This window comes from Billgrantia antri (assembly GCF_019430905.1).
GTDB classification, from domain to species: domain Bacteria; phylum Pseudomonadota; class Gammaproteobacteria; order Pseudomonadales; family Halomonadaceae; genus Halomonas; species Halomonas antri.
Genome location: NZ_JAHYCA010000004.1, coordinates 1 through 19,777, shown reverse-complemented (window position 1 = coordinate 19,777; position 19,777 = coordinate 1). Strand labels below are relative to the sequence as shown.

Sequence of the window (19,777 nt, the reverse complement as noted above, 5' to 3'; positions counted from 1 at the left end):
CCGATGGCCATTGCGTTCACCGACAAGCTTTCCCCTATCGCTCGCCGGCGCGTCGAGGTATTCCGGCGCAACCGCCGTGCCCGGGTTTCGCTGTGGATCTTCCTTGCTCTTTTCGTGGTGAGCCTTGGCGCTGAACTGATCGCCAATGACAAGCCGCTGGTCATGCGCTACGACGGCCAGTGGTACGTGCCGCTGCTGGTGGACTACCCCGAAACCGAATTCGGCGGCTTCCTGCCGACCCGTACCGATTATCACGACCCCTTCATTCGCCAGCAGATCGAGGAGAACGGCACCGCCGTCTGGCCGCTGATCCCCTTCTCCTACCAGACCTTGGATATGCAGATGATGCGGCCCTCGCCTTCACCCCCAGATACGCGCCACTGGCTGGGGACGGACGATCAGGGGCGCGATGTCCTGGCACGCGTCATCTATGGTTTTCGGCTATCGGTCGCTTTTGCACTAGTGTTGACCGCGGGGTCGCTGGTGATGGGGGTTATCATTGGCGGTATACAGGGGTATTTCGGCGGCAAGACGGACCTCATCGGCCAGCGCCTGACCGAGATCTGGTCGGGCCTGCCGGTACTGTTTCTGCTCATTATCTTGGCCAGTTTCGTCCAGCCCGGTTTCTGGTGGTTGCTTGGCATCATGCTGCTGTTCTCTTGGCTGGGGCTGGTGGACGTGGTCCGCGCCGAGTTCCTGCGTGCGCGCAATCTCGAGTATGTGCGTGCCGCCAAAGCGATGGGGCTGCCCTCGCGCCTGATCATGTGGCGTCACGTACTGCCCAACGCCATGGTCGCCACCTTGACCTTCATTCCGTTCCTATTCACCGGCGCCATCACCACGCTGACGGCGCTCGACTTCCTCGGCTTCGGGTTGCCGCCGGGCTCGCCTTCTCTGGGTGAACTGGTGGCTCAGGGGAAGAACAACCTGCATGCACCCTGGCTCGGCATTACCGCCTTTGTCAGCCTGTCGCTGATGCTCTCGCTGCTGGTCTTCATCGGCGAGGGCCTGCGTGACGCCTTCGATCCGCGCCATATCCAGCATGCTACGAGTGCTACTCCGTTGACCAGGACGCATCCCAATGCCTGACTCTCGCTCCTTACCTCTGCTACGACTCGACAAGCTGTCGATCGCCTTCGACGGCAAGCCGGTACTCAATGAGCTGACCCTTGAGGTGCGTCGCGGCGAGACGCTGGCCTTGGTCGGTGAGTCCGGTTCCGGCAAGTCGGTCTCGGCACTGGGCGCCATGGACCTGCTGCCGGACAATGCTCTGGTCCAAGGGGGACGCTGGCTCGGCGACACGGATCTGGCGGCCTTGGGAAAGCGGGACTGGCAAGCGCTGCGTGGCGGCCGTGTCGGCTTCGTGTTTCAGGAACCCATGACCTCGCTCAACCCGCTACACACCGTGGCCAAGCAGATCGGCGAGACGCTTCGCCTTCACCAGGGCATCTCCGGACGTGAAGCGCGGGAGCGAACCCGTAAACTTCTGGAACAGGTCAAGCTGCCGCGTGCCGATGAGCTGCTCGATGCCTGGCCGCATCAGCTCTCCGGCGGTCAGCGGCAGCGGGTCATGATCGCCATGGCCATTGCCAACGATCCCGAGCTGCTGATTGCCGACGAACCCACCACCGCACTCGACGTCACCGTGCAACAGGAGATCCTGGCCCTGCTCGCTGAGCTCCGGGATCGGCATGGCATGGGCATGCTCTTCATCACTCATGATCTCAACCTGGTACGGCGCCATGCCGATCGCGTGTGCGTCCTTTATGACGGGCACGAGCAGGAGACAGGGCCTGTCAGCGATGTATTCTCCGCACCTCGCAGCGCCTATACGCGAACCTTGCTGGATGCCGAGCCGACCGGCCGCCCAGCATCCGTCGCCTCCCAGCGGGCATTACTTGCGGCGCGCGACGTCTCGGTGAGCTTTCAACGCCCCAAGCGACTGTTCGCCAAGCGCGCCCCCGCCTTCGAGGCGGTCAAGCCAATCGACTTGCACCTGGCCCCGGGAGAGACGCTTGGTATCGTGGGAGAGTCCGGCTCCGGCAAGACCACCCTGGCCATGGCCCTGCTGCGCCTGGTGGAGAGCCGCGGCGAGATCGAACTCGATGGGGAACGGCTGGATCGCCTCACTGGGAATACGCTACGCAAGCGGCGGCGCCGCTTCCAGGTAGTATTTCAGGACCCTTATGGGTCGCTGTCGCCACGCATGCCGGTGTCGGACATCATCAGCGAAGGCCTGCGCTTCCACTACCCTGAACTCGCTGACGACGAGGTTGACGAACGCGTACGTGCCGCCATCCACGAAGTTGGGCTGCCCGCGGACTGTGCCGTGCGCTATCCGCATGAGTTCTCCGGCGGGCAGCGACAGCGCATCGCCGTGGCACGAGCGCTTATCCTGGAGCCGGCGATCGTGGTACTCGACGAGCCCACATCGGCACTCGATCGTACCGTACAAAAGCAACTGGTCGAACTGCTACGTGACCTACAAGCCCGCCGCGGCTTGAGCTTTCTCTTCATCAGTCACGATCTCGCCGTGGTGCGCGCCATGGCTCATCGGGTACTGGTACTGAAAGATGGAGAACTGGTAGAGCAAGGAGAATGCCTAGCACTTCTGGACAATCCAAGCAGTGACTATACGCGAGCCTTGGTGAAGGCAGCAGGGCTTAAATCCCCTGGCACCTGATCAATAATGTAGATCCACCGTATTAGGAAATAGTATTAGGCGTCAAAAAGATAACGGTATAATACCTTATAGACTAACGATACTGAACGCGCCCTGCCTTTACCTTTGCCTTATACTAGGGTGTCACGCCCGTCGGGAACACAGGAAACGCCATCCATGCGCTGCCTTTTCCTACCGTTGCTGGTCTTGTTCTCCCTGTCACCTGGCTTGGTAAAGGCTGCGTCACTGGATCTCGATAGTGGTTGGGAGTACCGCTGGGGAGACTCGCCTGTACTTGAGGATGGCACACCCGCATGGCTGGTCATGGAGGATGAGACGGCTTGGCATGCCATAGACTTCCCGTCCAACCCGCCCAATCGGGATGGACAGCATCATGCGTGGTTCCGTATTACCCTGCCCTCCGGTGAATGGCGGGATCCCGTGCTCTACATCTACAGCATCGATCTTATCGCCCAGGCGTATCTGGGCACCGAACTGATTTATCAACACGGTAGCTTCGATGACCGCGGTGAGGGCCCTTTCGTCGGCTGGCCATGGCACGTTATCAGCTTGCCCGAGGACTTTGCCGGTCAGCCATTGACGTTCCGGGTCTACTCCAACTACACCGACATCGGTCTTTGGGGCGAAGTTCGTCTGATGGACCGCCCCGAGTTCTTCTCCCTGATCCTGAATCGTTCCGCAGCCGATCTGGTAGTCAGCGCCTTCTGTCTACTACTCGCACTGTTGGCGGGATGCTTTGCATTACTTCACCAGCGTCGCCAATCCTTTGTCGGTGTGGGGCTCTTTTCGCTCGCATCGGGCGTGATGATCCTGGCCGAGACACAGGCCAGCCAGTTACTGCTGGCGATGCCGTTATTGTGGGATTATCTTGCGGCGGCGGGCTACTATGCGCTTCCGGTAGGCATCGGACTGTTGCTCGAACCCTGGTTTTCGCATCGACTCTCCCGCTGGATTCGCCGGCTGTGGCAATGGCATCTGGGTTATCTGGTTCTGTCCCTGAGCCTCGCCCTGAGCGGTATCGTCAACCTTTCCAGTACCTTTCCCGTCTATGACGTCCTGCTGACCGTGAGCTTGCCGATACTGTTCGCCCTCGTCGTCGGTCACTGGAAGTGGCTGAGTGGCGAGCAGCGAGTAGTTATCGCCGCTTATGGCCTGTTCGCGATGCTGCTGCTGTTCGATATGGCGGTTGCCCATGGGCTGCTGCCGTGGCAGCAGATTCCGGTCAGCCTGGGGGCACTGGGCTTCAGCCTGGTCATCGTGGCGATCTCGCTGCGGCACTATACCCTCACCCAGCGCGAACTGATAAAGCTGAATCAACGCCTCGAGCAGCAGGTGGCGGATCGCACCCAGGACCTGCAACACATGGTCGAGCAATTGCGTGCCTTCTCCTATCAGGATCCACTGACCGGTTTGAAGAACCGGCGCCATTTCGATGAGGTTTTTGCTCATGAAGCAGCCTGCGCCAGGCGCGGTACGACGCTGACCCTGGTCATGCTCGACATCGACCATTTCAAGCATTTCAATGACCTCTATGGGCATGACGCCGGTGACGCGGTGCTTATAGCTACCGCCAGGTTGATCGGCGAGCATTTTCGAGAGGCCGACGTGGTTTGCCGACTGGGTGGTGAGGAATTCGTGGTGATCATGCCCGGTGCCACGGCACAGCAGGCCGGCGAAGCCGTCGAGCGCCTGCTGGATTCCATGCGCCAGCAGTCCTTCCTGCATGGAGGCGAAGCGCTCGGCTGCGTCAGCCTTTCCTGCGGAATCGCCAGCTATCCGGCACACGCCGATGACCCGATCGAGCTGTGCCGACTGGCCGATCTGGCCCTCTACCGGGCCAAGCACTGCGGTCGCGATCGCAGCGAAACCTATGCGCCTTCCGCCTGATTCAGGCGAACTCGGCCACCTCGGCATCACTCAATTCACGCCATTCCCCCATGGGAAGCGTGCCCAATGCCAGGGGCCCCACCGATTCACGATGCAGCGCCGTCACCCGGTTGCCGATGGCAGCGAACATGCGCTTGACCTGGTGATAGCGCCCTTCGTACAGGATCAGTTCGGCCTCGCACGGGCCCAGCATGGCAAGCCGAGCCGGCAACGTGGGCTTCTCCTCACCATCGAGCAGCATGCCTTCATCGAAGCGCCTGACGGCCTCGTCCAGTGCGGCACCCGCCAACGGCTCGGCAAGCACGGCGCGGTAGACCTTGGCGCAGCGCCGTCGCGGCGACGTTACCCTATGCGACCACTGGCCGTCGTCGGTCAACAGCACCAACCCAGTGGTATCGACATCGAGTCGGCCCACCGTCTGCAGACGTTCAGCGCTGGGCAGATCGATGAGATCCACCGCACGTGGATAGAGTCCGCGCCGCGCGCTGCACTCCACGTCAGCAGGCTTGTTCAGCATCACGTAGCGCAATCCGACCAATGCCAACGGCTGGCCGTCCCATTCGACCCGATCTTCGTCGCCAACGTGAGTGGCCGGCTGTTTAACCACGACACCGTTGACGCTCACTTCACCTCGATGCAGCGCCTTCTTGGCCAGGCTGCGGGTAAGATCGGTAGTCTCCGCCAGGAAGCGATCCAGGCGCATCAGAATCCCACCCCGTCGGCCAGCGAGAAGTGATCGGCATCACGCCAGGCGGGAAACTTCTCACGGAAGGCGTCGAGCTCATCGCGGGACAGCGTGGCTGTCTTGATGAACGCGGTATCGCGCGGCTCGTCGATGATTGCCTCGCCCTTGAAGTCGACCAGCATGGAATCGCCGGCATAGCGCATGCCGTTGGCATCCTCGCCGACACGGTTGACACCGATGACCGGACATAAATTCTCGATCGCCCGCGCCTGCAACAGGATGCGCCATGGATGGCGACGCGGCGCCGGCCAATTGGCCACGCACAGCAAGGCGTCGTACTCGAAGTGTTCGCCGGGCTCGGGACTCTGGCGCAGCCACACCGGAAAGCGCAGGTCATAGCAAACGCTGAGCAGAATGCGAAAGCCCTTGAGCGTCACGATCACACGGTCGTGCCCCATGGAGTAGCGCTCGTGCTCCCCGGCCATGCGGAACAGGTGGCGCTTGTCATAACTGACAACACTGCCGTCCGGGCGCGCCCACACCAACCGGTTGTAGTATTGGCCCTCTTCGACGATCGCTACGCTGCCGGTCACGACACAGTTGCGCTTGCTGGCCTGCTCGCAGAGCCAGGCTGTCGCCCGGCTCTGCGCCATGGGTTCGGCCATTTCGCGCGAATTCATGGTAAAGCCGGTGGAGAACATCTCTGGCAGCACTATGAGATCGGTATTGCCGCCATCGAGATCGCCAAGCTGCTCTTCCAGCATGCGGCAATTGGCTTCGGGATCTTCCCAGCGCAGGTCGCACTGCACCAGGGTCGTACGCAAATCGCTCATGTTGGTTCCTTTGCGGAGTCTCGTCTATCGCTTCAGCCTAACTCAGGCCAGCGACGACGTCAGCCCGACACGGCACTCAGCCCTCAGCAGCGCCTGGGGACGTAGAGATGCTTCCAATAGGCTGCTAAGTTATAGCCTTCTTTCCTGCAGAGAAACCAGCATGCGTTTGTCCTCCCCGTATGATCGCGAAGTCACCCGTGGAGTCGGTTTCGGCTTGGCTGCCTATGTCATGTGGGGCTGCTTCCCGCTGTTTTTTGCCCTGTTCGAGGGCGTTCCTGCCTTCGAGGTCCTAATCCACCGCATCATCTGGTCGTGCCTGTTCCTGGTCGGGCTGGTCACGCTGCTCAAGCGCTGGAGCCCCATTCGCAAGGCACTGGCCGAACCTCGACGCCTGGGACGGGTGCTCGGCTGTGCCCTGCTGATCGCCATCAACTGGGGGCTCTACATCTATGCGGTGGAAACCCGTCAGGTCTTCCAGGCCAGCCTGGGCTACTTTCTCACTCCGCTGGTAAACGTCGCGCTGGGCATGCTGATCCTGCGCGAGGCGATGGCCGGGCTGCAGCGCATCGCCGTGGTGCTTGCGGGTATCGCCATCGCCATCCAACTGGTGCTGCTCGGTGAGTTGCCGTGGATCAGCCTGACGCTGGCATTGAGCTTCGGCACCTATGGACTGCTGCGCAAGCAGGTGCCACTCGACGGTCTTTCAGGACTCTTCGTAGAGACCCTATTGTTGCTGCCCCTGGGGCTGTTGGCGCTCGCCTGGCTCAGTGCCAGCGAACTCTCCCATTTCTTGAGCGCGCCTCGTATTACACTGCTGCTGGTAGCGAGCGGGGTGATTACCGCCCTGCCCTTGCTGGCTTTCGCCGGTGCGGCCCGGCGCCTGCGTCTCGCCACTCTGGGCTTTTTGATGTACCTCAACCCCACCATTCAGTTCTTTATCGCCCTGCTGGTCTTTCGTGAGCCGCTCTCGCTGGTCCAGCTCGCCACCTTCCTGCTGATCTGGGCCAGTCTGGCGCTCTACTCCTGGTCGGCCTGGAGCAGCCGGCCGCGCTCCCCCCTGGCACCGGCCGGTACGCTTCAAGAGGGGGAGCGGAGCTAATCAGGGGAATGGGTTAACTCAGGCGGTTTCCGGCTTGTAGCCGACCCGGAAACCGCCCCAGTGCTTGCCGTCAACGTAGATCGGCACCGACAGATCGTGCATGACCTCGCCGGTATCGCGCTTGTAGGTCTGCAGCAGCAGGGTCTGCTCATGGGTACCGCAGCGCTGACCGGTAGTGTCCTCGTAGATCCGCCGGTTGCGACAGAACTTGAGGTCGTGGTCATAGTCGCCGGTCGGGGGGCGGCTGCTCTGCACATTGTGGGTGGGGATGTAGCCGCGTCGATCGATACCGATGGCATAGGCAACGCCCAGGCGCTCGAGCAGCGGCTCCTGAATCGCCGGGAAGTTCTCATCCGTATAACCGACGAAACCGGTCTCGTACTGCTGTGGATTGGTGCCGGGAATCGGCGTGTACTGGGCATGAAACAGCGCCTGCTCATCGAGCTCGCCGCGCTTGATGGCTGATTCGAGCAACGCACCGATCTTGGCGGCGGCCTGCCGCGCCGCCTCGAACACCTGTTGATGGCGACCTTCGAGGCGCTGTTGAGCGAGAGCCGCGTCGACCGCCTCGGCACCGGCCATCAGCGCGCGCGCCTGGCTCGCCAGACCGTGCATATCGCGATTGCCCTGCTCGGCATCTTCCTCCAGCGTGCCCAACGTTCCGGCCACGCGCTGCGAGTGTCGGTTGGTATCCTCCATGGCCTCGGCGATCGAACGAATCTCGCCTTCCACTTGATCGAAGTGACCGGTCATCTCGGTCAGCTGCTCGCCGACCTTGCTCATCTCCTTGGCCCGGTCGCCTACACGCTGCATCAGGTGACCGATGGTATCGACCACGCGGTGACTGCTATCGCCGATATCACCAACCAGCGCCTCGACGTTGCGCGTGGCATCGGCGGTGCGCCCGGCGAGCTGACGCACCTCACCGGCAACGACCGCGAAGCCGCGCCCATGCTCGCCGGCCCGGGCAGCCTCGATCGAGGCATTGAGCGAAAGCAGGTTGGTCTGCTCGGCGATCTCTTCGATCAGCGAGGTGACGTGGCGCACGCTGTCAGCCTTCTGGCTCAACATGTTGAGCAGTTCCAGCGCCTCCTCGGAACGCTCGGCCAGTGCCTGCATCTCGTCGATGACCTGCCCGAGCGACTCGCGGCTGACATGGCTGGCATCACGCGAGCGACTGGCCAGTGTGGCTACGTTGGCAGCGCTCGCGGCCACCTGCTCGATGGCCGAAGTGATCGCCGCCATGCTCGACGAGGCTTCGCGCACGGTCTGCTCCTGCCGCTCCAGGCGCTGGTCCATGCGATCGGCGTGATGCGAGACCTCGGCAGAGGCGATGGCCGTGGTGCTGGCCTGCTGGATCAAGCCGTGCGCCATCCGCCGCAGGGAGAGATAGTCGCGGGAAACGGGAAGCCAGACATGGAAACGATCGTTGGCCAACGAATCGGCACCTGCGCGGTGAATTGCGGCCAACCCACTCAGCGCGAGCATGGCACCCGCCGCCGATGCCAGCCCCACCGAGAGGAGCGCCTGCCATTCGGCGCCGCCGCGGTAGCCGATCAAAAAGCCGGCGGCAAGTGCAACCGCGACCAGCAGGAGCATCAGTATCCGCATGCGTGTCGTCTCTTTGTTATAGATGTTATCCGAGCTTAACGTTAAGTAAGCGGTATCTGCACCACCACTTTCGCCTGACAGACCAAAGCGCTACTAAAGTGCTCTCTCGGTTGGCCGATAGTTCCTCTTTATGCCCGTTTCGATACCGGTCGTTGCAGTGCTACACGCCGGGCGTCTCGCACCGCACGGCGTCAGGCCTGGCTGGCGGCGAGGGCCTGCTCCAGGTCCGCGATGATATCGTCGACGTGCTCGATACCGATGGACAGGCGTACCATGTCGGGAGACACACCGGCGGCGACGAGTTCCTCATCGTTGAGCTGACGGTGGGTGGTCGAAGCCGGGATCGACGAGCAGGTCTTGGCGTCACCAATATTGACCAGGCGCAAAATCATGCCCAAGGCATCGTAGAAACGCGCGCCCGCCTCGCGGCCACCCTGAATGCCGAAACTGAGAATGCCCGAAGCGCGACCGTTCATATAACGCTGGGCAAGCTCATGATCCTTATGGTTCGCCAGTCCGGCGTACTGGACCCAGGTCACCGCCTGGTGTCCTTCGAGGTACTCGGCCACCCGCTGGGCGTTGGCGCAGATCCGCTCGATGCGTAGCGACAGCGTTTCCAGCCCCTGCAGCAGGTTCCACGCAGCCTGTGCCGAGAGCGCCGCTCCGGTATTGCGCAACGGTACGACTCTCGCCCGCGCGATGAAGGCCGCCTCGCCCACGTCGCGGGTGTAGCTCACCCCATGGTAGGAGACATCCGGCTCGTTGAGCAGCGGGAAGCGCTGCGAATGCTCGGCCCAGGGGAATTTGCCGGAATCGACGATCACACCGCCGATCGTGGTGCCATGGCCGCCGATGTACTTGGTCGCGGAGTGGATGACGATATCGGCACCGTGTTCGATGGGGCGCCAAAGGAAAGGCGTGGGCACGGTATTGTCGACGATCACGGGAACGCCGTGGCGATGGGCGACCTCAGCCAGCCTTTCCATGTCGACCACGCTGCCGGAGGGGTTGCCCACGCTCTCGCAGAAAACGGCCTTGGTACGTGCGTCGATCAGCGACTCGATACCGGCGATATCGTCCTTGTCGGCAAAGCGCACCTGAATCCCCTGCCGTGGCAGGGTATGAGCAAAGAGGTTGTAGGTGCCACCGTACAGCTCACTGATCGAGACGATGTTGTCGCCAGCCTCGGCGATGGTCTGAATCGCGTAGGTGATCGCCGCCATGCCCGACGCCACCGCCAGTCCGGCGATTCCGCCCTCCAGCGCAGCAATGCGCTGTTCCAGTACGGCACAAGTGGGGTTCATGATGCGCGAATAGATATTGCCCTCGACCTTGAGGTCGAACAGGTCGGCCGCATGCTGGGCGCTGTCGAAGGAGAACGAAGTGGTCTGATGGATCGGCACGGCCACGGAGTGCTGGTCGTCTGGCGCATAGCCGTGATGCAGAGCGATAGTTTCGGGTTTCATGGCGTGTCCTGTGGTGAACTGTCGTTGTGCGGTGTATTTAACCAGATGCTAACCAACACTGAACTCGACCACCAATATCGTTTAGTCTGGTGTTCCCAAGCCCCTGACACTAAGAGAAGGGATGCTCAGACGCTACCTGCCGATCCTCACCTGGCTGCCCCACTACAATCGCCGCCTGGGCGGTGCCGATGTGCTGGCGGGACTGATCGTCACCGTCATGGTGATCCCCCAGTCGCTGGCCTACGCCGTGCTGGCCGGTCTGCCTGCGGTGGTGGGGCTCTATGCCAGCCTGTTGCCGGCCATCGCCTATGCCCTGCTGGGCACCAGCCGGACCCTGGCCGTGGGGCCGGTGGCGATCATCGCGTTGATGACCGGCGCGGCACTCTCGGGTGTCGCTTCCCCGGGTACGCCTGAATACTTGCAGGCAGCGCTGATACTGTCGCTGCTCTCAGGGCTTATGCTGCTCCTCATGGGCCTGCTGCGCATGGGCTTCGTGGCCAACTTCTTGAGCCACCCCGTGATCGCCGGCTTTCTTACCGCATCGGGTTTCCTCATTGCCGCTAGCCAGGTGGGCTACCTGCTTGGCATCGAACTCCAAGCCCGAGAGCTGTTGCCCAGGCTGATGCAGCTTGCCCTACGACTGCCCGACGCCCACCTGCAGACGCTGGCCACCGGTATCGGCACCCTGCTGTTCCTGCTGCTGCTGCGCCAGTACGGAAGGCCGGCGCTGCGCCGCATCGGTCTTTCCAGAACCCTGGCCGATCTGATCACCCGTGCGGGCCCGGTCCTAGCTGTGATCGCGACCACGCTGCTCAGCCTGCATTTCGAGCTGGCCGATGCCGGCGTCGCAGTCATCGGCGATATCCCCCAGGGTCTACCGCCCTTCACCCTGCCCGGTTTCGATGCAGACCTCTGGCAGGCGCTCCTGGTGCCGGCCCTATTGATCAGCGTGGTGGGCTTCGTCGAGTCGGTCTCCATGGGTCAAATGCTCGCCGCACGCCGGCGCGAACGCATCTCGCCCAACCAGGAGCTGGTCGGTCTGGGGGGCGCCAACATCATCTCCGCCTTTTCCGCAGGAATGCCGGTATCCGGGGGCCTGACACGCACAGTGATCAATTACGATGCCGGAGCGCAGACTCCCCTGGCCGGACTGTTCGCTGCACTCGGCATCGGCGCCGTGACGCTGTTTCTTACCCCTGCGCTCCATCACCTTCCCATTGCCACCCTGGCAGCCACGATCACCGTGTCGATTCTGAGCCTGATCGACGTCTCCATGATTCGTCGTACCTGGCGCTACTCGCGCAGCGATTTCTCGGCCATGGCCATCACCATCCTGCTGACCCTGGTGGAAGGCGTCGAGGCTGGCATCATCAGCGGCGTCGCACTCTCCATCGGACTGTTCCTCTACCGCACCAGCCGGCCGCACAGTGCCTTGGTGGGTCGTATTCCCGGTACCGAGCACTTCCGCAACGTCGAACGACACGAAACCGAGACTGCTGGCCACGTAGCGCTGCTGCGTATCGACGAAAGCCTCTACTTCGCCAATGCCCGCTACCTGGAGGATACCGTCTACGACCTGGTGGCCAGGCGTCCCGAACTAGAGCATGTGGTGCTGATCTGCTCGGCGGTCAACCTCGTCGACGCTTCGGCACTGGAGAGCCTCGATGCCATCAACGCCCGCCTGCGAGATTCCCGTGTCACCCTGCATCTGGCCGAGGTCAAGGGGCCGGTGATGGATCGCCTGAAGTGCAGCGACTTTCTCGATGACATGACCGGGCGGGTGTTCCTCAGCACCTACGCCGCCTGGCGCGAGCTCTCTCGTCCTGCGGAATAGCGCACCAGGCATGAGAGGGGCCCTCACTCGAACGGCACGGCCCTATACTTTGGTCGACCACCTCGCCTCAGCGCACCCTGGGCGGCTCGGGCAAGCCCTTATTTTTTCGACATTCTTGTCTTCCCGAAACGTCACGTTTCGCCTAGCGAAAGTATCAGGAAAGCTCTTTACCTGGCATGCGTTGACACCGACGCAGCGCCTTCCTAGTATCGATCACAGATTTCGGAATCAAATACCGCATAGCAAAACAACAACCACTTCAACAGCACAGGAGCTTCCTATGCGCCCGCTGTCTCGCTCTATCGTTCTCGCCTCACTGCCCTTCTCGCTGCTCTCTGCCAGCATGGTCCAGGCCGCTGAGGTCGAGCTTCCCGGCACCATGGCCTGGACGGCCTACGGCACCAACTCCAGCGGCTATGCCCAAGCCGTCGCCATCGGCAACATGCTCCAGAACCATTACGGAACCTCTGTACGCGTTCTTCCTGGCGACAACGACGTGTCACGCATGACGCCCCTCAAGCAGGGCCGGGTCGACCTGTGTGCCTGCGGTATCGCCAGTTACTACGGTGCCGAGGGTGTGCTGATGTTCGCCGATCGCGACTGGGGCCCGCAGCCGATCCGCGTTATCACCACCTCCACCGCCTCGTTCGGTTTGTCACTGGCCGTGGCGGGTGATCTGGACTTGGAAACCCCGGCGGACCTCGCTGGCAAGCGCATCGCCTACATCCGCGGCGACGACGCCTTGAACAAAGGGACCGAGGCCTACCTGGCGTTCGGCGGCCTGACCTGGGACGACGTCGAACGCGTCGACTACCCGGGCTATGCACGTTCTTTCGACGGCATCATTGCCGGCGATGTAGACGCCTCCTTCACCACTACCGTGACACCGCCAGCCCAGCAGCTCGCCAGCAGCCCGCGCGGCATCAGCTGGCCGGTACTCGATCCCGATGACGCCGAGGGATGGGAGCGCATGCTGGCGATCGCGCCGTACTTCCAACCCCATGAAGTGACTGCCGGTGCGGGGGATATCAGCACGGACAATCCCGTGCCCAGCGCGAGCTATCCCTACCCGATCGTGGTGGCCAACCAGGATCTCGACGACGAGGTTGCCTACGGTCTGATCAAGGCGCTGCAAGACAACTACGACGACTATAAGGATGCCGCACCCGGTGCCGTGGGTTATGCCTTCGAACATCAGGATCTGACCTGGGTCCTGCCCTTCCATGATGCCGTGGTCGAGTACTACAAGGAGATCGGCGAATGGACCGACGAGATGCAGGCTCATCAGGATTCGCTGGTCGAGCGTCAGCAGTTGCTGCTGGAGACTTGGAACGCCTTCCTCGAGGACGCCCCATCCGAAGAAGATGAGTTCCGCGACGCCTGGATGCAGGCCCGCGCAAAGGCGCTTTCCGACGCCGGGTTCGATCCGGTCTTCGAATGAGATCCCGTTGAGAGCCTGACCCTGGGGCGGCCGTGCCGCCCCTTTCCCGATTAACGGACGCCGCCATGACCACCGCTTCATCCCCCCCCGAGTCGCCCCGCCAGCTCAAGGAAAAGGTCACTCACGTCCGCCCGTTGCCTACCGCCCTGCGCTGGATCCCAGGCGCCGTGACGGTGGTGCTGATGCTGATGACCTTGGACTATCTGTTCAACCTGGGCTGGCTTCGCATCGTCACCGGGCTGGAAACGCAGTTTTACTATGCCGTGGTGGCCCTGCTGCTGCCACTGGTCTATCTATTGTGGCCCGTCAAGTCGTCACTGCAGTATCGTCCGGTACCGTGGTATGACTATGCGTTGAGCCTAGTGACGCTGGTCGTCGGTGGTTATTTCGTCTATCACGCCGAGTCGATTCTCGAGCGTGGCTGGGCTTTCGCCGCTCCCGATACCGCGATCATCGCCAGCTATGCGTGGTGGTTGCTGATCATCGAAGCCGCTCGTCGCGCCGGAGGCTGGCCCATCGCCGTGATCGCCGCGACATTCTCGCTCTACCCCTTGGTCGCGGATATCGTGCCCGGGCCAATACAGGCGTTCCCCTCCACCCTGGAGGAGACCGCCATGTACCACACCATGAGTACCGAAAGCATCATGGGGGTACCGCTGCAGGCCTTTGCCGGCCTGGTCATCGGTTTCCTGGTCTTCGGCGTGGTGCTGCAGAAAAGCGGGGGCGGCAAGTTTTTCATCGACCTGGCCTTCGCCCTGCTGGGACACGTACGTGGCGGCCCCGCCAAGGTCTCCATCTTCTCGAGCGGCCTGATGGGCTCGATGAGCGGCAGCGTGATCAGTAATGTACTGACCACCGGTGTGCTGTCGATTCCCGCCATGCGTCGCATCGGCATGGGGCGCTCTTTTTCCGGCGGCGTGGAAGCCTGCGCCTCCACCGGCGGGGTATTGATGCCGCCGGTGATGGGGGCCACTGCCTTCGTCATGGCGATGTTCCTCGACGTACCCTACGCCGCCGTGGCATTGGCTGCCGTCATCCCCTCGATACTCTATTTCCTCGGCCTGTTCATTCAGATCGATGCCTATGCCGCGCGCCACGACATCAAGGGCCTGCCCGCCGAGGAGCTTCCTTCCCTGTGGCAGACCCTCAAGCAGGGCTGGTACTTCATCTTCGTCTTCGCGCTGCTGGTGTGGATGCTGTTGATCATGCAGCGCGAGGCGGTGGCACCTTTCTACGCCACCGCGCTGCTGCTCGTACTCAATCAGTTCTCCCCCCGCAACCGCTGGGGGCTACGCGAACTGGGCGAGTCGCTCTCCTCGGCGGCCAAGCTGTTCGCAGAGCTGATCGCCATTCTGGCCGGCGTCGGCATGCTGGTCGGTGCCCTGTCGATGACCGGGCTCTCCGGCACCATTGCCAACGACTTCATTCATATTGCCGGAGGCAATGTGCCGCTGCTGTTGATCATGGGAGCCCTGACCAGTTTCGTGCTCGGCATCGGCATGACCGTCACCGCTGCCTATATATTTCTGGCCGTGGCACTCGCGCCGGCCCTGATCCAAGGTGGTGGGCTCGACCCCATGGCGGTGCACATGTTCATTCTCTATTGGGGTATGCTCAGCTTCATCACCCCACCCGTCGCGCTCGGCGCCTTCGCCGCCGCCACCGTGGCCGGAGCACGACCCATGTCCACCGGCCTGCAGGCAATGCGCCTGGGCAGCGTGATCTACTTCATCCCGTTCCTGTTCGTGCTCAACCCGGCATTGATCATGCAGGGCGAGCCGCTGCAGATCGGCCTCGTGTTCGTCCAGGCGCTGGTGGGCATCGTGCTGTTCGCCTCGGCGATGCAGGGCTATCTGATCGGCGTGGGCCGCCTCGGCATGGGCATGGTCTCGGAGTGCGTGGCTCGGCCGCTGGTGTTGCTGGCTGGCCTCATGCTCGCACTGCCCGGCGGCGGCATGGTGCCGCTGAGCCAGCTAGAACTGTTCACCTTCGCGCTCGCCGCACTGGTCCCAGCCGTCGTCATTTCACGCTGGAGTCAGCGACAGGCAGGGCAGCGAGAGACGCGCCTGACGCCCCCCATCGATTCATGAGGTATTGCATGACCAGCCCCGTGACCTATCACTGCAAGGATGGCATCGGTGTCATTACCATCGACAACCCACCGGTCAATGCCCTCGGGCAGGCCGTTCGCCAAGGCCTGATGGATGCCGTCGTCCAGGGCAATGGTGACCCCGAAGCTCAGGTGCTGGTGCTGGTTGCTCGCGGCCGCACCTTCATCGCCGGTGCCGATATCCGTGAATTCGGCAAGCCGCCTCAGGCACCGATCCTGCCCGAGGTGATTGCTTGCCTCGAGTCCAGCACCAAGCCCATCGTCGCCGCCCTTCACGGTACGGCACTCGGTGGCGGGCTCGAAGTAGCGCTGGGCTGCCAGTTACGCGTGGCATTGCCAGGCACCCAGGTCGGTCTGCCCGAGGTCAAGCTGGGCCTGTTGCCCGGTGCCGGCGGGACTCAGCGCCTGCCACGCCTGACCGGTATCGAGGCGGCACTGGACCTGATCACCAGCGGTCGCTTCGCCTCGGCCGGAGAGGCCCTTGAACTCGGAATCGTCGATGCCGTGCTGGAGCACGACAGCCCGCTCGAGGCTGGGCTAGCAGCGGCACGCGACGTGATCGACGGCAGGCGAGCAGCGCGTATCACGGGCGAGCTCCCACCCCCGGCAGCGGCCCCCCAGGCCATCGAGCGCATCCGGGCCAGGCTCGAAGCCGAGGTTCCCGACCTCTTCTCCCCCTTCCGCTGTGTCGATGCCATCGCGGCCAGCAGCGAAGGCAACCTGGCCGAAGGACTGCGCCGCGAGCGCGAACTGTTTCTTGAATGCATGGACTCCCCCCAGCGTGCCGGGCTGATCCACGCCTTCTTCGCCGCTCGCGCGCCTCACAAGGTCCCCGATGCCGGCGAGGCACCCGCGGTGACTCGCATCGCCCTGCTCGGCGAGCATCACCTCTTCCCACGTCTAAAAGCCAAGGCCGACCGCGCCGGGTTCGAACTGAGTGACCGTCCCGATGACGACACACAAGCCTGCCTCGTCGCTCCCGGTGTCGATATGGCGTGCCCGGCGCACTGCCTGCGCATCGCCTTGCTATCGCCCAGCGAAGCCGAAGACCTCGACGCCATCGACAGCGCTATGGCACTGATCGTGCCTGAACAGCAAGGCATGGCGGAGCTGGTCACCCTGAGCGCCGGCCCCGACGAGCAGCAGGCCGTCGCCAATGCACTGAAGGCGCTTCGCCAAGGGGTCGTGGTGAGCCGTCGGGGCAGCCTGCTGGCGGCACTGGACAAGGCGGTCCGCGACGATCGACCCAACCCGCATGCGGCGATGGATGCGGCCAGCCTGATGCTGGCAAGCCGCGGTTGGGCCTACCGCGACAGCGATATCGACCTGCTCGCCATCGAGGCGCTCGACTATCCGCGCCACCTGGGCGGCCCCCACCGCCAAGCCACTCTGGGAGGACACGCCTCGTGAATCTTGATTTCTCTCCCGATGAGAAAACATTTCGCCAGGAAGTCAGTGATTTCCTGGCCACCGAGCTACCCGTCGACATTCGCGAAAAAGTGCGACTAGGCCGCCGGCTTTCCGCCGATGATCATGTGCGCTGGCAAAACCTCCTGAGCGAGCGCGGCTGGCTCGGTGCCAACTGGCCCAAGGAGCATGGCGGCCCAGGCTGGGGCCCGGTGGAGCGACACATCTTCGATGAGGAGTGCGCCGCGGCTCATGCGCCGACCATCGTACCCTTCGGTGTCAGCATGGTCGCGCCTGTGATCATGAAGTTCGGCAACCAGGACCAGCAGAGCCACTATCTGCCGCGCATCCTCGCCAACCACGACTGGTGGTGCCAGGGCTACTCCGAACCCGGTGCCGGCTCCGACCTGGCCAGCCTGCGCACCCGGGCCGTGCGCGATGGCGATGAATACGTGGTCAGCGGTCAGAAGACGTGGACCACCCTTGGCCAGCACGCCAACATGATGTTCTGCCTGGTGCGTACCGACCCCGAGGCAAAGAAGCAGGCCGGCATCAGCTTCCTGTTGATCGACATGCAAAGCCCAGGGCTTAGCGTTAGGCCCATCATCACGCTCGACGGGGCTCACGAGGTCAACGAGGTATTCCTCGACGAGGTGCGTGTACCGGTCGCCAACCGTGTCGGCGAGGAGGGCCAGGGCTGGACCTGCGCCAAGTTCCTGCTTACCCACGAGCGCACCGGCATCACCGGCCTTGGCCACGCCAAGCAGGCGCTGCGTCATCTCAAGTCGGTGGCCGGTCGCGCTCGACATCGCGGCCGGCCACTGCTCGAACTGCCCAGCTTCCGCCACCGCGTGGTCAAGGCGGAGCTCGAGCTGATGGCGCTGGAAGTCACGCACTTACGGGTGCTCGCTGCCGCACGCGACGGCGGCGCCCCAGGCGCCGAGAGCTCACTGCTCAAGGTGCGCGGCTCGGAGCTGCGCCAGGAGCTCAGCGAGCTGACCCGCCGCGCGCTGGGTCCGGCTGCGCTGCCGTTCTTTCCGGAGTTTCTCTACGGCGACGCGCAGCTCGATGCCGAGCAGGCCGAAAATGCCGCCGTCGGCGTCCAGTATCTCAATCGGCGCAAGCTCTCGATCTACGGCGGCAGCAACGAGATCCAGAAAAGCATCGCCGCCAAGACCCTGCTCGGCATGTAAGGAGCCCACATGGATTTTTCCTACAGCGACGAGCAACGTATGCTCGCCGACACCCTGGAGCGCCTGATTGCCGACCAGGAGGGACTGCCCCACGTCGATCAGCACGATGAGAAGACTTCTTCCAGAGCGCCATCTTCCCTGTGGCGAACCTTCGCTGAGCTGGGCCTGCTGCAGTTGCCGTTCCAGGAAGCGGTTGGCGGCCTGGGCGGCGACGGCATCGATGCCATGATCGTGATGCAGTCGTTGGGCAAGGGCTTGATCGGCGAACCCTACCTGGACGCCTTGCTACTGCCGGGCACGTTGTTGGCAAGCCTGGCGGACGAGGCCCAACGAGAACGCTGGCTGGAGCCACTGCTGAGCGGTGAGCATCGGCTGGCGCTGGCCTGGCAGGAAGCCGAGGCCCGCTATGACGCCCACAACATCGTCACCCGCGCCGAGCGCCGGGCCGAAGGCTGGGTGCTCGAAGGCACCAAGCAGGTGGTGCTGGCAGCTGCCTCGGCCGAGGCGCTGCTGGTTACCGCCCGCCTCGCCTCAGGTAGGCTCGGCATTTTCCTGGTGCCCATCGATAGCGACGGCCTCACGCATCGCGATTATCCGACGCTGGATGGCCGTGAAGCATGCGACATCGAATTCAGTGGCGTCATCCTGCCACAAGATGCCTGCCTGTCCGACAACGCCGGCGAAGCCCTCGACGCTGCCCTGGCACTGGGCCGCTCAGCACTCTGCGCCGAGGCGGTGGGAGCCATGGAGGTCGCCTGCGACCAGACCCTGGCGTTTCTCAAGGAGCGCCGCCAGTTCGGCCAGCCTCTGGCAAACTTCCAGGTATTGCAGCATCGCATGGTCGATATGCACCTGAATCTGGAGCAGGCCCGCTCGATGGCGATCCTCGCCGCTACCAGCCTCGAGCGCCCCGCCGCCGAACGCGACTACCGCGTGGCCGCTGCCAAGGCCTACTGCGGCGAAGCCGCGCGCTTCGTTGCCGAGCAGGCCATCCAGCTCCACGGCGCCATGGGCATGACCGATGAATGCAGCATTTCCCACTATGCCAAGCGCTTGGTGATGTTCGACCATTATCTGGGCGACGTGGATCACCATCTCGAATTCGTCAGCGAGAGACTCACCGCTGCCTGATACGTCCAAAACGTCTTGCCGAGATGAAAAAAAGGCCCCCGCGTGGGGCCTTTTGCTTGGCAGCGGTAAGAGCCTAGCTGGGAGATCCCGATCTTCTTACAGTTTACTTTCGAGCTCCGGCAGGATCTCGAACAGATCGCCGACCAGGCCGTAATCGGCCACCTGGAATATAGGCGCCTCCTCGTCCTTGTTGATCGCCACGATCACCTTGGAGTCCTTCATCCCCGCCAGGTGCTGGATCGCCCCCGAAATGCCCACGGCGATGTAGAGCTCCGGCGCGACGATCTTGCCGGTCTGCCCCACCTGCATGTCGTTGGGCACGAAGCCGGCATCCACCGCGGCACGCGAGGCGCCGATGGCCGCGCCCAGCTTGTCGGCGATACCGTCGAGCAGCTTG

The 19,777-nt window shown here is 63.0% G+C and carries 15 protein-coding genes; 10 read left to right on the top strand and 5 right to left on the bottom strand.

Annotated elements, in window-relative coordinates; genetic code table 11:
* The first annotated feature begins 3 nt into the window (after positions 1–3).
* From KPL81_RS11545 to KPL81_RS11535, 3 genes are all read left to right on the top strand, one after another.
* On the top strand, positions 4–1,089 hold the full coding sequence (locus KPL81_RS11545) for an ABC transporter permease (RefSeq protein ID WP_219792247.1): 1,086 nt from the start codon (positions 4–6) through the stop codon (positions 1,087–1,089).
* Entirely contained in the window at positions 1,082–2,683 is a 1,602-nt protein-coding gene (locus tag KPL81_RS11540) for an ABC transporter ATP-binding protein (protein ID WP_219792245.1), read from the top strand. Before KPL81_RS11545 ends, KPL81_RS11540 begins: the two co-directional genes overlap by 8 nt.
* A gap of 156 nt (positions 2,684–2,839) precedes the next feature.
* Positions 2,840–4,570: a sensor domain-containing diguanylate cyclase gene (locus tag KPL81_RS11535; protein ID WP_219792243.1), complete on the top strand. Its 1,731-nt coding sequence runs from the start codon at positions 2,840–2,842 to the stop codon at positions 4,568–4,570.
* Between the two features lies 1 nt (position 4,571).
* Here KPL81_RS11535 and KPL81_RS11530 read toward each other — a convergent pair whose 3' ends face one another.
* Positions 4,572–5,273, bottom strand: coding sequence for a pseudouridine synthase (locus KPL81_RS11530; protein ID WP_219792241.1), 702 nt, complete (start codon positions 5,271–5,273; stop codon positions 4,572–4,574).
* Positions 5,273–6,088, bottom strand: a complete 816-nt coding sequence (locus KPL81_RS11525) for an amidohydrolase (RefSeq protein ID WP_219792239.1) — start codon at positions 6,086–6,088, stop codon at positions 5,273–5,275. Before KPL81_RS11525 ends, KPL81_RS11530 begins: the two co-directional genes overlap by 1 nt.
* A 160-nt stretch (positions 6,089–6,248) precedes the next feature.
* On the opposite strand from KPL81_RS11525, the gene rarD reads away from it, so the two are divergent.
* Positions 6,249–7,187 (top strand): EamA family transporter RarD, encoded by a 939-nt coding sequence (gene rarD, locus KPL81_RS11520; protein WP_219792237.1) that lies wholly within the window; start codon positions 6,249–6,251, stop codon positions 7,185–7,187.
* Positions 7,188–7,205: 18 nt separating this feature from the next.
* Here rarD and KPL81_RS11515 read toward each other — a convergent pair whose 3' ends face one another.
* Both KPL81_RS11515 and KPL81_RS11510 read right to left on the bottom strand, forming a co-directional pair.
* Positions 7,206–8,798, bottom strand: a complete 1,593-nt coding sequence (locus KPL81_RS11515; protein WP_240549217.1) for a methyl-accepting chemotaxis protein — start codon at positions 8,796–8,798, stop codon at positions 7,206–7,208.
* A gap of 191 nt (positions 8,799–8,989) precedes the next feature.
* Positions 8,990–10,264, bottom strand: a complete 1,275-nt coding sequence (locus KPL81_RS11510) for an O-acetylhomoserine aminocarboxypropyltransferase/cysteine synthase family protein (protein WP_219792236.1) — start codon at positions 10,262–10,264, stop codon at positions 8,990–8,992.
* A 121-nt stretch (positions 10,265–10,385) separates the two neighbouring features.
* On the opposite strand from KPL81_RS11510, the gene KPL81_RS11505 reads away from it, so the two are divergent.
* From KPL81_RS11505 to KPL81_RS11480, 6 genes are all read left to right on the top strand, one after another.
* A complete protein-coding gene (locus KPL81_RS11505; RefSeq protein WP_219792235.1) occupies positions 10,386–12,098 on the top strand; it encodes a SulP family inorganic anion transporter in 1,713 nt (570 codons plus the stop codon).
* A 280-nt stretch (positions 12,099–12,378) separates the two neighbouring features.
* Entirely contained in the window at positions 12,379–13,539 is a 1,161-nt protein-coding gene (locus KPL81_RS11500) for a TAXI family TRAP transporter solute-binding subunit (protein ID WP_219792234.1), read from the top strand.
* Between the two features lie 65 nt (positions 13,540–13,604).
* Positions 13,605–15,629, top strand: a complete 2,025-nt coding sequence (locus KPL81_RS11495) for a TRAP transporter permease (RefSeq protein WP_219792233.1) — start codon at positions 13,605–13,607, stop codon at positions 15,627–15,629.
* Positions 15,630–15,637: 8 nt separating this feature from the next.
* Entirely contained in the window at positions 15,638–17,059 is a 1,422-nt protein-coding gene (locus tag KPL81_RS11490; protein ID WP_219792232.1) for an enoyl-CoA hydratase/isomerase family protein, read from the top strand.
* Positions 17,056–18,249 carry an acyl-CoA dehydrogenase family protein gene (locus KPL81_RS11485; RefSeq protein WP_219792230.1) on the top strand — a complete coding sequence of 398 codons (1,194 nt, stop codon included), beginning with the start codon at positions 17,056–17,058 and terminating at the stop codon, positions 18,247–18,249. Before KPL81_RS11490 ends, KPL81_RS11485 begins: the two co-directional genes overlap by 4 nt.
* Before the next feature lie 9 nt (positions 18,250–18,258).
* Positions 18,259–19,380 carry an acyl-CoA dehydrogenase family protein gene (locus KPL81_RS11480; RefSeq protein WP_219792228.1) on the top strand — a complete coding sequence of 374 codons (1,122 nt, stop codon included), beginning with the start codon at positions 18,259–18,261 and terminating at the stop codon, positions 19,378–19,380.
* 96 nt (positions 19,381–19,476) lie between these two features.
* Here the strand turns inward: KPL81_RS11480 and KPL81_RS11475 are convergent.
* A partial coding sequence (locus KPL81_RS11475; protein ID WP_219792226.1) for an FAD-binding protein occupies positions 19,477–19,777 on the bottom strand: 301 nt, incomplete at its 5' end.

Coding starts and splice junctions, on each gene's coding strand:
- KPL81_RS11505 (WP_219792235.1), top strand. CDS start 10,386: ATGCTCAGACGCTACCTGCCGATCCTCACCTGGCTGCCCCACTACAAT.
- KPL81_RS11500 (WP_219792234.1), top strand. CDS start 12,379: ATGCGCCCGCTGTCTCGCTCTATCGTTCTCGCCTCACTGCCCTTCTCG.
- rarD (WP_219792237.1), top strand. CDS start 6,249: ATGCGTTTGTCCTCCCCGTATGATCGCGAAGTCACCCGTGGAGTCGGT.
- KPL81_RS11490 (WP_219792232.1), top strand. CDS start 15,638: ATGACCAGCCCCGTGACCTATCACTGCAAGGATGGCATCGGTGTCATT.
- KPL81_RS11515 (WP_240549217.1), bottom strand. CDS start 8,798: ATGCGGATACTGATGCTCCTGCTGGTCGCGGTTGCACTTGCCGCCGGC.
- KPL81_RS11495 (WP_219792233.1), top strand. CDS start 13,605: ATGACCACCGCTTCATCCCCCCCCGAGTCGCCCCGCCAGCTCAAGGAA.
- KPL81_RS11525 (WP_219792239.1), bottom strand. CDS start 6,088: ATGAGCGATTTGCGTACGACCCTGGTGCAGTGCGACCTGCGCTGGGAA.
- KPL81_RS11535 (WP_219792243.1), top strand. CDS start 2,840: ATGCGCTGCCTTTTCCTACCGTTGCTGGTCTTGTTCTCCCTGTCACCT.
- KPL81_RS11545 (WP_219792247.1), top strand. CDS start 4: ATGGCCATTGCGTTCACCGACAAGCTTTCCCCTATCGCTCGCCGGCGC.
- KPL81_RS11530 (WP_219792241.1), bottom strand. CDS start 5,273: ATGCGCCTGGATCGCTTCCTGGCGGAGACTACCGATCTTACCCGCAGC.
- KPL81_RS11480 (WP_219792228.1), top strand. CDS start 18,259: ATGGATTTTTCCTACAGCGACGAGCAACGTATGCTCGCCGACACCCTG.
- KPL81_RS11540 (WP_219792245.1), top strand. CDS start 1,082: ATGCCTGACTCTCGCTCCTTACCTCTGCTACGACTCGACAAGCTGTCG.
- KPL81_RS11510 (WP_219792236.1), bottom strand. CDS start 10,264: ATGAAACCCGAAACTATCGCTCTGCATCACGGCTATGCGCCAGACGAC.